Origin of the sequence: Aulosira sp. FACHB-615 (assembly GCF_014698045.1) — a bacterium.
Lineage (GTDB): Bacteria > Cyanobacteriota > Cyanobacteriia > Cyanobacteriales > Nostocaceae > Nostoc_B.
Genome location: NZ_JACJSE010000006.1, coordinates 54,780 through 71,452 on the forward strand (window position 1 = coordinate 54,780; position 16,673 = coordinate 71,452).

Annotated in this window: 15 protein-coding genes and 1 CRISPR repeat array; of the genes, 6 read left to right on the forward strand and 9 right to left on the reverse strand. The window is 37.3% G+C overall.

All coding sequences use genetic code 11. The features are described from left to right. Complete coding sequence (cas5d, locus tag H6G77_RS12045; RefSeq protein ID WP_190871681.1) at window positions 1-708, forward strand: type I-D CRISPR-associated protein Cas5/Csc1; 708 nt, start codon at window positions 1-3, stop codon at window positions 706-708. Here cas5d and H6G77_RS12050 read toward each other — a convergent pair whose 3' ends face one another. Continuing rightward, window positions 709-1,122: a hypothetical protein gene (locus H6G77_RS12050; protein WP_190590154.1), complete on the reverse strand. Its 414-nt coding sequence runs from the start codon at window positions 1,120-1,122 to the stop codon at window positions 709-711. A gap of 115 nt (window positions 1,123-1,237) precedes the next feature. Between H6G77_RS12050 and H6G77_RS12055 the strand changes: the two genes are divergently transcribed. From H6G77_RS12055 to cas2, 5 genes are all read left to right on the forward strand, one after another. Next, complete coding sequence (locus tag H6G77_RS12055; RefSeq protein ID WP_190871682.1) at window positions 1,238-1,849, forward strand: 2OG-Fe(II) oxygenase; 612 nt, start codon at window positions 1,238-1,240, stop codon at window positions 1,847-1,849. A gap of 39 nt (window positions 1,850-1,888) precedes the next feature. Continuing rightward, entirely contained in the window at window positions 1,889-2,716 is an 828-nt protein-coding gene (gene cas6, locus H6G77_RS12060) for a CRISPR-associated endoribonuclease Cas6 (protein ID WP_190677743.1), read from the forward strand. A 36-nt stretch (window positions 2,717-2,752) separates the two neighbouring features. Further along, complete coding sequence (cas4, locus tag H6G77_RS12065) at window positions 2,753-3,346, forward strand: CRISPR-associated protein Cas4 (RefSeq protein ID WP_190871683.1); 594 nt, start codon at window positions 2,753-2,755, stop codon at window positions 3,344-3,346. A 152-nt stretch (window positions 3,347-3,498) separates the two neighbouring features. Then, on the forward strand, window positions 3,499-4,503 hold the full coding sequence (gene cas1d / locus H6G77_RS12070) for a type I-D CRISPR-associated endonuclease Cas1d (RefSeq protein ID WP_190871684.1): 1,005 nt from the start codon (window positions 3,499-3,501) through the stop codon (window positions 4,501-4,503). Between the two features lie 42 nt (window positions 4,504-4,545). Continuing rightward, a complete protein-coding gene (cas2, locus tag H6G77_RS12075; RefSeq protein ID WP_190590149.1) occupies window positions 4,546-4,836 on the forward strand; it encodes a CRISPR-associated endonuclease Cas2 in 291 nt (96 codons plus the stop codon). Between the two features lie 226 nt (window positions 4,837-5,062). Further along, window positions 5,063-6,555: direct repeats of the CRISPR family, unit length 37 nt; unit sequence GTTGAAATTTCAATTAATCCCTATTAGGGATTGAAAC. A gap of 113 nt (window positions 6,556-6,668) precedes the next feature. Here cas2 and H6G77_RS12080 read toward each other — a convergent pair. The 8 genes from H6G77_RS12080 to H6G77_RS12115 form a co-directional block, all read right to left on the reverse strand. Then, window positions 6,669-7,085: a hypothetical protein gene (locus H6G77_RS12080; protein ID WP_190871685.1), complete on the reverse strand. Its 417-nt coding sequence runs from the start codon at window positions 7,083-7,085 to the stop codon at window positions 6,669-6,671. Between the two features lie 30 nt (window positions 7,086-7,115). Next, complete coding sequence (locus H6G77_RS12085) at window positions 7,116-8,801, reverse strand: GUN4 domain-containing protein (protein ID WP_190871686.1); 1,686 nt, start codon at window positions 8,799-8,801, stop codon at window positions 7,116-7,118. 54 nt (window positions 8,802-8,855) lie between these two features. Continuing rightward, window positions 8,856-9,407, reverse strand: coding sequence for a GNAT family N-acetyltransferase (locus H6G77_RS12090; protein WP_190590146.1), 552 nt, complete (start codon window positions 9,405-9,407; stop codon window positions 8,856-8,858). Window positions 9,408-9,463: 56 nt separating this feature from the next. Further along, the gene (locus tag H6G77_RS12095; protein ID WP_190871687.1) at window positions 9,464-11,479 is read right to left on the reverse strand and encodes an ABC transporter ATP-binding protein/permease; all 2,016 of its coding nucleotides are present in this window, start codon (window positions 11,477-11,479) and stop codon (window positions 9,464-9,466) included. 115 nt (window positions 11,480-11,594) lie between these two features. Further along, window positions 11,595-11,999, reverse strand: coding sequence for a hypothetical protein (locus tag H6G77_RS12100; protein ID WP_190590144.1), 405 nt, complete (start codon window positions 11,997-11,999; stop codon window positions 11,595-11,597). A 91-nt stretch (window positions 12,000-12,090) separates the two neighbouring features. After that, a complete protein-coding gene (locus tag H6G77_RS12105) occupies window positions 12,091-14,121 on the reverse strand; it encodes a patatin-like phospholipase family protein (RefSeq protein WP_190590143.1) in 2,031 nt (676 codons plus the stop codon). A 212-nt stretch (window positions 14,122-14,333) separates the two neighbouring features. Continuing rightward, window positions 14,334-15,500 (reverse strand): cupin domain-containing protein, encoded by a 1,167-nt coding sequence (locus H6G77_RS12110; RefSeq protein WP_199331473.1) that lies wholly within the window; start codon window positions 15,498-15,500, stop codon window positions 14,334-14,336. Window positions 15,501-15,609: 109 nt separating this feature from the next. After that, a complete protein-coding gene (locus H6G77_RS12115) occupies window positions 15,610-16,584 on the reverse strand; it encodes an MvdD family ATP-grasp ribosomal peptide maturase (RefSeq protein ID WP_190590142.1) in 975 nt (324 codons plus the stop codon). Between the last annotated feature and the right edge of the window lie 89 nt (window positions 16,585-16,673).

The window sequence follows — 16,673 nt, forward strand, 5'->3', positions numbered from 1 at the left end:
ATGGTGTCAATTTACCGTTGTCAATTAGAACTCCACGACAGCTTATATTATGCCACGCGCGAAATTGGGAGATTATATGAAACAGAGCCAATAATTCACAATTACGCTCTCTGTTATGCGCTGGGATTAATTGATAGTGAAATCTACTCTACTACCGTGGCTGAAGAACATTCCTATCGCTATTTCTGTCCTGAACAATTACCAAAATATGAGGAGCATTTAACGCCACTCAATAAACAAGGTATTTACGTTACTCCGGCGCGTGCAATTACTCATACTGCCATTCTCAATACTTGGAAGTATGCAAACAATAACTATCATGTAGAGATGGAAAAAACGCAGAAAAATATCCCTAGTTTTGGTAGAGCGAAGGAAATCGCACCAGAAAGTATATTTGAGTTTTTTGTTATCTCCCAAAAAGAACTCAAGTTACCAAAATGGATTCGTTTGGGTAAATGGATGAGTAAGGCTGAGGTAACAGTTGAAAAATTACCTCAACCTCAAACTACTGAAGGTTTATTCACTTGCAAATATCCTTTAAATCCTTTGGATGTGATGTTTACTAATCAAGTAATTAGCTACGATGTGGTGAATATGCCTCCTGTGAGTTTAATTCAAAATGTGCAGATGCGAGGGCAATATTATCAATTTAAGGAGATGCAAGACATCAAAATTCCGGCGCGGATAGAATATCATTTTCGAGGTTAATTATGTTCCAAAACCTTTGCCACCTTTTTTCTTCTTTTTCGTCGGCTCTATTACCATTAACTCGGCTGCAAAACCTGCTTCATTTTGCAACATTAATTTACGAATGCGTTGACGTTGATAAGCCTGTACTTCCGCCGCTAAGGGATGATTGGGGTCAATTTTTAGGTGAGTAATAGAAGAAACATATTTTTCTTTACTTTCGGGATTATTAGGCTCTTTTAGTCCGCACATAATCCCACCTTCATCTCCTGAATAACCCACAAAATCAATTTCAAATTCTCTGTCTGGGTCAGCGTTTTCTGCTTTTTGTTTTAATGTCTTGAGAAACTCTTTACCAGCTTTTGCTTTAATTGGTAAACTTTGTTTTAATTTTTCAGTTAGTGTTTTTGCTGCTTTGTAATCATCAATTCTCACTGGTATTACTCCTTATGCAGTCTTTTTTACTGAGAACAATCCTACTATTACTCCACAGTCGTTAAAATTTTAGATACCAAATTTAGCGATCGCCCCTCCATTTTCCCACACACCCGTGAAACACTATCAACAACAACCAAACGCCTTCCCCAGCGAATACCTGAATAACTTGTGGGGAGAAATTCACGCTTGTCCTTACTTTGCTGTCAACAACCTCAACCGCGATTTTGTCGGTACTAAGGGATTTTCGGTGGTATTCAGGCGATCGCACCTCTCCACAGTAGAGCAAAAATTCCCCTACTTCAAGCCATACCTAGATTTGGCTCTCCAACCCAATTGTAATGCTTTTTACCTCAACCCCTTACTCCTCAAAGAAGGTTCTCGCGTTGACCCTCATATAGACCGTTCTCTGCGTTCCTACTGCAAAACCGTTGAACCGCCTACCTTTGTCAGCGTTCTCTATGTGCGCGTACCAGAAAATATGGAAGGGGGTGAACTGGTACTCAAATCGCACAAACGCCAACTGGGACAAATTAAGCCGCAGATGAATACATTACTTTACTTTCAAGGTGATTTGACTCATTCTGTCAATGCTGTGAAAACTTCTGGAAGTCGCCTCAGTTTAGTTTGCGAACAGTATACTTTAAGCGATGCTGAACTCGTAGACATACCAGAGTTTACAGTAGAGTCTAGAGTTGCTCAGTCTACAGCAAAAAAACGCAAGTAAATTTTTTGACTTTTGCCTTTTGACTTTTAACTTGATTATATGCCGCACAGCCTAGTTCTTAACCTACTACCTCAGTCGCCAATTCCTGCACAATATCTCACCGGGAGACATTTACACGCTTTATTTTTAACCCTGGTGAGTTCTGTAGATCGAGAATTAGGCGATCGCTTACATGATTCTACCGCAGACAAAGCCTTCACCCTCTCCCCTCTCCAAGTTAATTCCCCCCTTTTTAAGGGGGGTAAGGGGGGATCTAAACTGCGCTGGGAACATCAACAAGCAATCTCCGCCGGAACTCCCTGCTGGTGGCGCGTTTCCTTGTTAGATGACACCCTGTTTAGTCAACTCACGCAACTATGGCTAAATCTTAATCCTAGTCATCCTTGGCATCTTGGCCCGGCTGACTTGTATATTACCAGCATTCAAGGCACACCCCAATCAACCCAACCTTGGGCGAATGCTTGCAGCTATAGTCAATTGTATGAGGAAGCCAGTGAAACTGAACGTTCTCTTAATTTGAGCTTCGCCACACCCACCGCCTTCCGTCAAGGACATTTTGATACTACCCTTCCTACAAGAGAATGTGTTTTTAATTCCCTACTTGCGCGGTGGAATAAATATAGCGGGATAGAATTACCTGGAATTTCTCTAGAGTCAATATTTCCGTCTTTTATTAACATCCACACAGAAATATTAGCCGACTCCCGCAGCAAATTTATTGGCGTTATTGGTGAAATTAATTATCGCATATTAGGCGAAGCTGAACCAATCCAAATTAAACAACTTAACACCTTAGCTAACTTTGCTTTATATGCAGGTGTGGGACGCAAAACAACAATGGGAATGGGGATGGTAAGAAGGATATGAAGTCTGAAGTCTGAAGTCTGAAGTGGGAAATAAATTATGAATGAGATTGAATATATCCCGATTGCAGCATTAAACCAATATGCTTATTGTTCGCATCGCTGCTGGCGGATGTTTTGTGCGGGCGAATTTGTTGACAACCAATACACAATTGAGGGTACAACATTACACGATCGCGTCCATACTGTAGGAGAAGGACAACGTGAGGAAACTTGGCAAATCCGCGCTATTTGGTTGAAATCAGATAAATATAAACTAATTGGCAAAGCTGATTTAATTGAATTAGAAAATGGTGAATGCTACCCCATCGAATATAAACGCGGACGCAAAGGTGAATGGGATAACGATGAATTACAAGTTTGCGCTCAAGCCTTATGTTTAGAAGAAATGACAGGCAAATCTATCAACACTGGCTATATTTATTATGCCCATTCCCACCAACGTCAATTAGTCGAGATTTCTGAAGAGTTAAGGCAAAGTGCGATCGCCACAATTGAAGCTGTGCAAATGCTATTATTTACAGGCGCAATGCCCAAAGCCATCAAAACAAAACGCTGTGATGGATGTAGCTTATATCCTCAATGCCTACCCCAATCAGCCGATAAAGTAAAACGATATCAAGAAGCAGCATAAATAATCTGGTATTGCTGACAATATTGCTGAAAAGCTCACGCAAAGACGCAAAGGCGCAAAGAAAAAGAGGTCAATACTCCGCGAAACTCTGCGAGAACTCCGCGCCACTCTGCGTTTAAAAACTCTCTTTTACCTCTCATAAGGAAATAATCATGGGTACAGTTTACATTTCCCAGGAAGATGCTTTCATTGGCAAAATTGATGAACGTCTTAGTGTTAAATTCGATAAAAAGATAATTTTAGATGTGCCACTCATCAAAATAGAAGGTGTAGTAGTTTTAGGACGTGCTACTGTTTCCCCCGCCGTTATTTCCGAACTTTTAGAACGTAGTATTCCCCTCACATTCCTGACAGAGAATGGTCGTTATTTAGGACGCATAGAACCAGAGGTAACTAAAAATATATTTGTTCGCAAAGCCCAATGGCAAGCCGCCGGAGAATCACCCCAAGCAATTCATGTTGTACAAGGATTTGTGCGTGGTAAATTGAAAAATTACCGCCAAATTCTCACCCGTCGTCAGCGCGAATCTTCAGATATAGATTTATCTAAAAAGATAACCCAATTGGAACAAGCGATCGCACCAATCGACACGACACACAATATCAATTCATTGCGTGGTTTAGAAGGTGCGGGGAGTGCGGCTTATTTTGGTTGTTTTAATCAACTAATTCGCAATGCAGAATTTCAATTCTCTCACCGCCTGCGCCGTCCGCCAACAGATCCGGTAAATTCATTACTCAGTTTTGGTTACTCATTATTGCGTCATGATGTGCAAGGGGCGATTAATATAGTTGGGTTTGATCCATATTTAGGATATCTGCATTGCGATCGCTATGGTAGACCTTCTCTTGCATTAGACTTAATGGAGGAATTTCGCCCCCTTGTGGTAGACGCGGTTGTGTTATCTACCTTAAACAAGCAACTGCTAACACCCGCAGATTTTATCACCGAACCCTTAAGCGGTGCAGTTTCTCTCACGCCAGAAGGACGCAAAACATTCTTGCGTTTATACGCACAGAAAAAACAATCGGAATTTAAACATCCCGTCATGGGGCGCAAATGCACTTATCAAGAAGCCTTTGAACTCCAAGCGCGACTATTGGCGAAATACCTCATGGGTGAAACAGAGAAATATCCACCTTTGGTTTTGAAATAGGTGAGAGGTTAGAGGTTACAGGTGACAGGAGGGAATGTTTGAGTGAAAGATGAATTAAAAAAGAAAGTCATTGTATCTTACGATGTCCCAGAAGATAAACGCCGTACCAAAATCCATAAAATTTTAAAGTCTTATGGACAGTGGGTGCAGTACAGTGTGTTTGAGTGCCAGCTTACCGAGACTCAATATGCCAAATTGCGATCGCGTTTGCACAAACTCATTAAACCAGATACCGACAGCATCCGCTTTTACTTTCTCTGCGCCTGCTGTTTTGATAAAATCGAACGCATCGGTGGCGAACAACCCCGCGACGAAAGCATTTTCTTTGCCTAATTCGCGGATGGGTAGGTGTAAAAAATTCGCCTTGAGGAAAAATAGCTGTCTCCCTTTCAGCACAAGCTTTTGCCGAAAAAATCAATTAAAATCACCCGCGCACTTTGTACAGCAACGGTTTCAGCCATTTTCCTCAAATCAACTGACTTTTGATACTGTTATAATCAACCCATCCGCGAAACTGAACCTTGAAAACCAAATAAACACTAGCTTTCCGGCTTCCGCAGTTGAAATTTCAATTAATCCCTATTAGGGATTGAAACTTGGCTTGATGATGAAGGAAATTTTATTAGTCTGACGTTGAAATTTCAATTAATCCCTATTAGGGATTGAAACACGAGAACCGACAATATTTTAATCCATCCATTTGTCAAGGTTGAAATTTCAATTAATCCCTATTAGGGATTGAAACTTTGTAGTTTTCACGCAATAACTTTTTGCCGCTTCGTTGAAATTTCAATTAATCCCTATTAGGGATTGAAACAAAAATTCCCTGATAAACCAATAAACCTTGCTGGTTGAAATTTCAATTAATCCCTATTAGGGATTGAAACGTACTGCTTGGCAAGCTTACGCAACTCTGCCAAGGTTGAAATTTCAATTAATCCCTATTAGGGATTGAAACAGTTGCCCCATCGCGGAGGCTGAACAGAGCGATGTTGAAATTTCAATTAATCCCTATTAGGGATTGAAACCCTTTTTAGCTTTTGGCATTTAATTTAGCCATAACGTTGAAATTTCAATTAATCCCTATTAGGGATTGAAACCTTTATGAGCGATCGCGCATTGCTGTTTATAGTTGTTGAAATTTCAATTAATCCCTATTAGGGATTGAAACTTGTATAGAACAGCAATAAACCTGAGAAGTCTGGGTTGAAATTTCAATTAATCCCTATTAGGGATTGAAACTGGTAATTCTGGAGCTAGAACAACCGGGGCGCATCTTGAGTTGAAATTTCAATTAATCCCTATTAGGGATTGAAACTATAAAGCTATTAGAGAGCCATACATCATTATCATGTTGAAATTTCAATTAATCCCTATTAGGGATTGAAACAGTTGCTGCACCACTTATCGGTAAAAAGTTAGGTGAGTTGAAATTTCAATTAATCCCTATTAGGGATTGAAACTTGATTTTTTCTAGCATAAAAGTTATAATCTAATGTTGAAATTTCAATTAATCCCTATTAGGGATTGAAACTGCTCCAAAACAATTAAAATGTGAAGATACATTTGGTTGAAATTTCAATTAATCCCTATTAGGGATTGAAACAAAGAGATGACTAGTGCAGAGCATCTCTGGAAATGTTGAAATTTCAATTAATCCCTATTAGGGATTGAAACAGAATCGCAACCACCAATCACGGGAACACTAGGAAAAAGTTGAAATTTCAATTAATCCCTATTAGGGATTGAAACAAACACCACTGAGGCTAGACAAAGAAGCTGCACTTGTTGAAATTTCAATTAATCCCTATTAGGGATTGAAACATCGCCACCTTGGGCGATCGCTCCTACCATACGCGCCTACGTTGAAATTTCAATTAATCCCTATTAGGGATTGAAACGAAGTGGAGTGCTTTGGAGGCGGCGGCGCTGGGCGTGGTGCAGTTGAAATTTCAATTAATCCCTATTAGGGATTGAAACACTACAAGCACCTGATCTATAAAAACTGCATTGATGTTGAAATTTCAATTAATCCCTATTAGGGATTGAAACGAGTTTAGAGTTGGACTTACATTTACAAGGGAAAATGCTTCAAAGTCCCCCTTAGAAAGGGGGACTTAGGGGGATCAATATACGTGAAACTTTACATTAAATGAAGTATAACTCTAAAAATTTGCATTCCTAATTATTTTCTTCCCAATAATTGATTCCTTTTCATCTTTCATAATCAATTCAGTCTGATTAATTTTAACTATTTCATACTTTTCTGCCGTAAACAAAGAGATGAAAGTGATTAATATATCTGCCAAATTAATTTTATGTAATATTGGTAAACTGAAGTTAAACATAGATTGGGGCGCAGCTTTAACAATTAAAAATAATCTGCCATAATTGACATACCATACACCAGTAAATTTATCACCAGTGAATAATTCTTTAGGTTTAGCTAAAATATATGTCTGTGTTTTGGTTTGGGTATAAGTCATATCATCTTTAAACTCAATCGAAATTTTTTCCCACTCGCTGTTAATACGCCATTTACCAAAAAGTAAAAGTTCTATATCAATATCCGAAAGATTCATATTAATACCTTAATTCAATAATTTCTGACTTTATCGCCCATTGTTGTTACAAACTTTCACGCGAGTCAAAAACAGGTGCATTTGCCACACCAACCAAGAATCAACCCGCCAAGCGCCCATTGATTTAGGTTCTAATGATAAATTTACAGATATACTAGCAGTATCTTGGTCGTAGTGTAACCATTTAACTGGTAGATGTCCCATTGGTGTATGCGGAGATAATTTAAAAGTTAGTTGCTCGTATTGTAACCATTTTCCATCTTTTCGCCACCCCAGGCGATCGCCTAATTTTTTTTCGGTTTCATAATCAACTTGTCCCCCAATTTCATCCCAAATACTTTGCTGAATACTAAAGCCGAAATAACCATGACTGTATTTTTGCCAAAGTTGATCAATGTTATAAAAAGCTTGACAAGAAAAATTCAAAACATCTTCTCGATAAACCTCATTCCAGTCACTCTTACCCATAACTTGCAACATTAATCTTGCTGTTTCAATATCTGCATCTTGCCATTTAGACTCTGCTAGTAGACTTTGCAATTTACCATAATCAATGGTTGTCTTAACCTGCAATTCTGCTTGGCTAAACTTAATATCATCCTGTGCTACCTCTGGTAACTCGATTTTTTCTATCGGAATTTCTACCTTGGTATGAATAAAATCTGTCTCTACTATCCCCAGTGCTTTTTTTTGGGCAATTAGTTGAGTAGACATATAATTAGATATTAAACAAATCGCTTGATTGACAGTGATTTCATCTTGACTGATATTAAAATCGTAAACTTGGCTATCTAATAATTGTGCTTGAAAAAAAGCATCTTGTAGCCTATCTTGCTTTTCGTAACTAGCTACTAATAAATTAAGAATATTATGAGAAATTGTATTACTATCTGGGAATTTTAATAAATTGACTTCAGAATTTAAATTACTACTGGCTAAATTTTGAATTTCTCCCACAGTTGCATAAAAATCTGCATCTACCTTTACCACCTCATCGATTAAAGACTGCAACGGACTAAAGTAATCTTGCAGGGAATTTTCCAGATTAATTGCTGTTTCCGCTATTTTGGCAATTTCTTGGCGAATTTTTGTCGCTCTGAATTGATATTCATAAATTTCTTGATATATTTCTATATCTTTCGCTATCTGTTGAATAGCTCGCTGCTGGTTTTTAGTATCTTCTCCTAAACATTTAATTCCCGCACTGAGCAATTGGACTTTTTCTAAAATCAAAAGATTAGTATTACTTAATAATAAAGTAGATTTTAAATTTTCTTCCTTCTCCCATTTTAACTTTTCGAGAATTTGCGGACTATTCAAATTTTTGGCTTCTAACTTATTTCTTTCTTCATTGATTTTTCTAATTTCGCCATATTTTTGGTTAAATAAATTCTTCCAATCATCAATAAATTTTAATAAAAATTCTTGATAACTATCTTTATAACTTTCTAAAAAATCTAAAAGTTGAGTATAGTCCCTAATTAATAATTTAACCTCTGCTAAAATCTCAGTTTGGCTAATTTCTTGTTTGCGTTTAATTAATCCCCACAAATAAGCATGAGATTTATAACCTTCTTTGATTAAGGTTTGACATTTTTGAATTTTTTTTTGAACCTTCTTTAACTTAGGATTTTTTAGAATCGGGAATTTATATTTTTTTTCATAAATCGTAATCGATTCATAAGTAATTAGTTGTTTTCGCTTTTTAGCTAACATCACAGATTCTAAAAAACATACCCATTGCGATACCTAAAGATTTTGGTCAAAAAATCAGACAGAATTACTGGCCATAGCTGTTCTGCACAATTTCCAGACCAAACTATTCTTGCGAGATTCTACAAGCTCCATACCAATTTTTTCTAACAGTCGCTGAGAAGCTATATTATCGTGATCGCATCCAGCTGTTACACTTTGTATATGAGATTGAGAAAACGCCCAATCAATCACAGCTTTTGTCGCTTCTAATGCGTACCCACGTTGTCGATAAGAAGACGCTACATAATAGCCAATTTCTAGAGAACCAGTAGGTATACCTGCGCTATCAGGAATTACTTTCACCATAACGTGACCAATAAGCATGTTATCTGCTTGATGAATAATTAAACTTCCCCAACCCCATTCACGTTGAAAGGGATATTTGGATAAAATATCTGCAATCATCGAAAAATTATTACTAAACTCATCATCATGCCAATACCAATCAGGTAAAACTTTCACACCTAAAAATGATGCTAATTCGTCATTTCCTTTGATTGCTATTTGTGCTACCTCTAAGTTAAAGGGTACTAAATTTAATCTTTGAGTAATCAGTTGTTTCAACATATTTAATTCTGAATTTGTTGTTTGTATTTGCACTCAATTATCACGAAAGATTATCTTTAATCCAGCATCCATTTTAACACTTTTGGATCTTTGTTGTAGTAATATGTTTTGCCATCTTTAGCAGTTACAGACTTACCTTGGCTGGCTTTGCTTCTAATAGTAGCTAGAGAGTAGTCTGTTAATGTTTGCATTTCTTTGTGAGACAGTCCAGTAATTGTTGCTGTCACTGCTGATTCTCGTTGGATTTTAAATTCCTGTTTAGGCAAAACATCTAGAGTAATCAGTTCTGCTTCCGATAATCTACCACCCTCTTTTTCTCGGCGATAATCTGCTATGGAAATTAGTCGCCAAGTAGATTCTGCTGAAAGTTCCAAAACCCATTGATGATAGTTAAACAGACTTTCCCGATGTCCGACACTAATAAAAGTTGTTTTTGTTGCTTGTAATTGTTGATATAAATTACTTTCGTTCTTCAAATCTAAAGCACTTGTCGCTTCATCTAAAATTGTGAAACTTGGATGTGTAATTAATAATCTGGCAAAAGCTAGGCGTTGTTGTTCACCCAACGACAAGATATTTTCCCAAGGAACTTCCGTATCAAATCCCTTGACGCGAGTCAGCAAGTGTTGGAGGTTAACTTGTTCTAGGACTGCTTCGAGTTCGCGATCGCTCATTTTCCGATCTGTATGGGGATAAAGCAACTGTTCCCGCAAAGTCCCCAAGATAATATAAGGACGTTGGGGTAAAAACAAAACTTCTTGGAGTGGAGGACGCACCAAACGACCAGTTCCCGCATTCCACAAACCTGCGATCGCCCTTAACAAAGAACTCTTACCCCTACCACTAGGGCCAACAATCAATAACCCCTCTCCTGGTTGAACAGCAAGTGATAAATCTTTCACTATGACTTGCTCATAATTAGGAGTTTGTAAGGTCACATCTTCAAACGCAAAATGATTCTCTTCAACTGTTTTAATAATACTGACGTTCTCTGGTTGTTTGCTCACAGACTCTAGCGCCTCAGAAAACTCAGCTAACCGTTTTACATAACTAGAGAATCGGCTAGAAATTCCAAACTCAGATATTAATACCCCCAGAGAATTGGAAAACATGAAACAAGCTACACTAATTTGATTAATTTCTCCGTAATCAATTTGGTCTTGTAAAAATAAAGGAGTCAGAACTAAGGTCGAAAATACACCAATCGCTGACTGATATGCTCTAGCAAAAGCATCTTGTCCCCTTTCCCAACTCAACCTTTCTTCCGAACTTTTAATTACATTATTAAATCGACGCTGAATAATATTTATTTCTTCGGCTTCTCCCTGAAAAAAAGCTATTGATTCAGCATGATTCCGCACATGGGTCAAGCAATAAGCGAAGTCCGCTTTAAATTGAATTTCTTCCTGATTAATTGTATTCAGTTTTTGATTTAAGAAAATAGCTATTAAATTCCCTACAATTGTATAAACCACCAAATAAATAGCAATTTGTCCAGAAATTGTAGCCAGAATTATCAAAGAACTTCCCATTTCTAGTGTTTTTTCTAGAAACAGCGTGGAAAATCTTAAACCATTGCTAGTAATAGGTTCTAGTTCTTTAGATAAGCGTTGATCTGGGTTATCTATATCAGATTTAAAATTTATTTTATAATAAGCTTGATTGCTCAAATATTTTGCCAAAATATTACTATTCAGCCATTGATACCAATCAAGAGCTATTTTTTTAGTCAAATACTTTGATAAAGTTACGATACAAACTGATAATAAAACGACTACACAAGATATCCACAAAGTCTCATTATATTTATCAAGATTTCTCTCTTCAATAACAATATCAATTACATAACGATTCCAATATGTACCTGCTGCATTTATGCTGGTCAGTCCAAATATTAATAATACTAAGAGAATCAGCATTCCCCAGGAACGAATTACTTCTGAAAATGCTCTTCCTGTTGTTTCTGTAGGATACCAATAAGGTTGAGCGAATATTCTAATATCTTGCCAAAATTGAATCAAACTAGAAAAAGAATTTGTATTATTTTGCTCACGCACAGATGAAGTTTGCATATTCTCAAAGTAAAATAAATCAGACATTCAGAAATGGCCTTTGAAGTATAAATTAAATTCAGAGGCCATTTTGTGATTTTAAAAATTGAAGATTTTTAACTCCCCATCAACTGTACTACGTTGTTGCTTCCTCCTCAACAATTTCGATAGTTTTTGGAGTCTCGCCCTCTGGAGTATCAGTCACAACTACTGGGTTCAGATGTTGTTTGAGTTTGGCTTTGAGTTCATCTGTAATTGGTAATTCATTGATTTCTTTGAGGAGAAATCTTACAGATTCAGTTTTGCTACGTTCTGTATATACGAGTTTGAGCAGGCTTTCAAGCCCATATCCAGCAGCAACTTCACCTACAGAACCTAGTAAACCCAGCAGACCTAGCCCACCTAACAAGCCCAAAGGCCCTCCCAAAGAAGAGAGTAAAGTTAGTGTCGCAGTCATACTACCACCTGAAGCCACAGTCGCCAGTACGAATAGTACACCAGAAAGACCTAATCCCGAAAGTTTTTTGACGAGTTCATCCATTGTATTTACCAACTATCCTTATATGGTGAAAAAATGACCAGTAAATTAATTAATAATTTCTCTCAATCCAGGAATTATTAATTAATCTTGCTCATACCAACAATAGATTACATAATTCATCAATTTGTTGGCTATATTCAGCAATTAATTGATGGGCTACAGCTTGTAGCTTACGAGTATTTGGAAGTTTGATATTATCTATTGCTTCTAGTTCCTCATCTAAAAATGGTTGAAATCGATAGTAAGAACTTCTAGCATCTTGATGGCTAGGTTCAAACAACCGTTCTAATTCTCCAGATACTACTTCACTATTACCATCAAGCACAATATTTAAAAGTGGTCTAGTCCATTGCAAGAGTCCCCAATTTTTGACTGAATTATGAGGATAAACACTCGTCAAAGAACCTGTACCTAAAGAAACTACTAAGATATCTTCTAGATTGAGGACTCTATTAGCTTCTTTTTTACTACTAATTTGTGCTTCAATAATAGCTAGATGGGCTGGATTATTAGCAAAAACTCCACCGTCAATTAAAGTGTAAAAGCCACTAATATTGTGAGAAGTCGGAATCCGATGGGGAGCAAAATAAGTGGGAGTAGCACTAGTAGCTAATGCTACATCTAACAGCGAAAAACCTCCACACAAATTGCGAAATTTTTGAGATTCTATTTGTTCTTTGTGGTGCTGATTAGTAAAGAATATAGGAACTCGCTTTTCAATGTCGTAGCTAGTTACAAAAACTTCTTTCAGATTATTTTCTAGAGATGCAGTACCAAAATATTGTCTTAAAATCTCTTCTTTGCTGTTTGAAGGATATTTTGGTTGAAGAAATATATCTTCTATTGGCCCTAATATTCTTTCAAAAAATGGCTCATAAAATATTTCTACACCATACTCAAGAAAGAGTTGCAGTAAATCCTCAGCCGTGTATTCAGCAGATAATTCTTCAGATTCAGATGCTTTAGAAGTTAGTCGAGGTTGTGTGAGTCCGAGGGCTAAAATTCCTCCACTAGAAGTACCAGCAATTAAATCAAACAAACTAAATATCGGTTTTTGTGTCCGCCTTTCAATTTCTGCTAACAAAAGTGCTGGAATAATCCCCCGAATACCACCTCCATCAATAGACAGTATTTTATATTTGGATTTGGCTGTAGTTTCCATAGTTTCTGTTACTTGGTTTTCAATTAATGTTGCTACCTCTGCGGGTTGAACATTATCTTCAACTTCACTTTGACTAGTAGATTCTGGTATTGGTTCGGTAATTTGTAGCGGGAGAGTTACTAAATTGAGTAGAATATCTGAATCTTGATTATTAGTTGGTGTTGCTTCTTCTTGATTAGTTAAAGAGACTGTTGCTGCTAATAAATTTGTCGTGATTGGTGAAATCTCTTCTTCTGTCGTAGTGATTATTTCATCTTGTGGCGATGATTGATTTGCCAAGGGGATTTGTGCCACATCCCAACTAGGATTCCCACGTAAATTTCCTTGGTGGTCAGTGACAGTTTGACTTTTGACAGTCTTTCCTTCACCTTCATCTAATTTCCAATAAGCAACTAATCCTGGTTCATCCCCTGCTATTAACCCACAACGATGAACTTGGATTTGTTCTGAGGTGCAAGGATAATTCCAGACACTAATATTAGCTAATTGTCCAGCAAAATATACACGTTTATGTAATGTTGCACCAAGAGTTAAAGGACTGGTTGCTTTATTTAAAGCTGTACCTCTTAGAGAATCAGTATATTGTTGTTTATCTAGATAGATTGTGAGTTGCCCACTATTAAAAACAATAGCAAAAAAATGCCATACTCCTATCGTTAACTCTCCTTGTCCAAAGGTTTTAATCCCCTTAGTCACAGTTTCATCAATGTAAATATCTAGGCTTCCTGCTTCACTAATACCAAATTCAAAATTATCACTGTATCGTTCTGAAGAACGAGCTAAAAATACATTGCGAGTTCCGTAGCTAGTGGCTTTATTGGTTAATTTATGAGGGTTTAGCCAGCCTGAAACTGTGAAGGCGGAACTTCCTTGTGCAAAAACACCACCAAGATCATTTCTGCCAAAATCTATATAATCATCTACGCCATCAAATGTTAAAACTGTTTGCGTCTTGATCACAGCATTTTAATCCTCCAAAAAAATAAAGCTTAATTAATAAAGTTTAAGTTTAAGAAATTTTATATATAGGACTCATATTTGATTTGGGAAAAAAATTAGTACATTCAGATCAGGCTTCTTTCCTACTCCCGACTCCCCATTCCCTATTCCCGACCTACACAAATAAATTCAGAAATCAAACCGGATTCCTATATGTAATTTTATAAATAAGTCTAAGCGATGGTTAATATCCCTTCTTGAATTAAACGGCATACTAAGTTTAATTTGCTATTATCAATCAGACCTGGTAAAGCCCTGATGGGGAACTCTTCGGAATCTACAATGAAACGAATGGCTCGTTCTGATCTATTTGATTCCATAACAGTGTTACCTGCAAATTGAATACCAACCTGACTAATGGTTTTTATAACACGATATATACCTTTTCTTTTTTTAACAATTGTATCTAAGGTGAGATTTTCAATATTTTGGAGTTGGTAGAAATGCTCGTTTGCTAGTGGAGACATTTTACCTAAAAATCTTGTAGCAATTTCTTCAATTGCTAACTCAGCTTCTGATTTGTCTGCAAGAGTTTGCAGGAGTTCTTGAAATTGCTCTTGTAATGAAACTTTAGCTTCGCCCTGCTGCAAAAATCCTACTGGTAGTGACTCTCGGAAACGAACGTCTTTTTGAGTTAATAAAGTCACAGCACTATTAATCAAATCAAACCATTTGAATGAATAGATACCAATTGTTAAATGTAGAGAAGGAGATTCTGTCGTGAATACTTCATGAATATAGCCACGAGGTATATATAATAAATCACCAGCATTGAGGCAAAATTCCGCTACAGGCGATTTTAGTTGATTTTTAAATTTATCCTGATACTTTAGGTCAGAAACAAGCGGCAAAGCGATAGGGGAATCATAAATACGCCAGTTTTTTGAGCCTTCAACTTGCAAGATAAACACATCATGATCATCAAAGTGAGGCGGAAAACCCTGCGAATTCTTTGGTGACATATACAGGTTAATCTTCGTCGGATGATTGAAGAAAACTTCTAAATTTCTATGCAGGGTTGATATTGGCTGCCAACGCTCATTAATTCCCCCGACTATCACCGTATAACCAAGAGCATAGGCTTTGTAGAAGTGATTGAGTTCAACATCATCATTATGACTGAAACAAGACCCTTCCTTGACTAGTCGAGTGTTGCCAAGATCAGATCCGTGAGCTTGAATAATGGAGTCAACATCTTTAGTTGAAAGAAGTTCAGAATAGTAATCTTGCTCACTGCGAGAAACCAGACAAGGGCGTTTTTCCCAATATTGAGTCAAGAAAGTGCTTGAGTCTATTGGATGAAGCATTCTTTCAAAATCAAAGTCAGATGTTGACATCATTTAATTCCTCTAGAAAAGTTGCATCGACTAATAATTTCTTGCTGTGTTTTTAACGGTGTACTAATCAGTTACAACCTCAGAAAAAAGGAAAAATCTTTTAACAGTTTGATTACTTTTGAGTGAGTAAAATTTCGGCGATCGCCTGAGAAATGGGATAATGAGGTGAATATACCTCCATCCAGAAAAATTCCCCAACTGGGTTAACTTCGAGGAATACATAGCGGTTGTCAGGGGTAACGATAATATCAATCGCTCCATAGTTTAAGCCAAACTCAGCCATCAAGGTGAGTAGCTTTTTCTCAATATCTTCGGGTAAGTTGTAGGGTTGCCAATTTTTAACTAAGGCTTTACCTTCTTTACGCCAATCAAAGGTAGAACCTTCTAAGCTTTGTGAATCGACTGCGGCGGTGAATACCCGATGCCCCACAATAGTTGTCCGCAACTCCAATGCTTTGGGTACGTTTTCTTGAAAAGTCATCGGACAAAAACGTAGTCCTTCCATATCCTCCAAATCATCTTCGGTCATTGGAGTGGTAAACACAACGTTCTCTCGCCCTTGCTCATCATAAATTGCAAAGGAAGACAGCATTTTGGTGACAATACCTTGGGGACATTCTTTGGCAAATTGTTTGACGGCTGTGGGATTATTTGTAGTCAGGGTACGCGGAGTTAAAAGCCCGATTTTCTGGGCAGTTTGCAATTGTAATTGCTTATTATTTGCCCGATCTACATTGAACATTTTATCTAAATGAAATCCGCCAAGGCTGGCAATCATACCTCTGACAGTGACGCGACATTCCTGAATGGAAGCATCTCTGTATTGCTTGTCCATTGAATTGGGGATTTGATGCCCATAGCGCATCCGCCGATACCAAACGGCCGAAACTTCGCTTAAATCAAGCTGTTGTTCACCATCGGTAATGATGACTCTTTCCGTATCACCAGAGTAAATATCTAGCTTGACTTCAGTGGGAAATCTATCTGTATCAAACCGAAATGCTTTTTCGCCTCTAGCTTCTATTTCTTTGATAACTAAAGGAATGCTTTCGTTGTCGTTGCTAAAGGTAACTATTAATGCTGTCATAAAAAGTGTGAAGTATGAAGTGTAAAATTTTGCTACGGTAACCCTAAATTATCCACAAACATATCTATTCCCTTGTCTGGGTTGTTTGC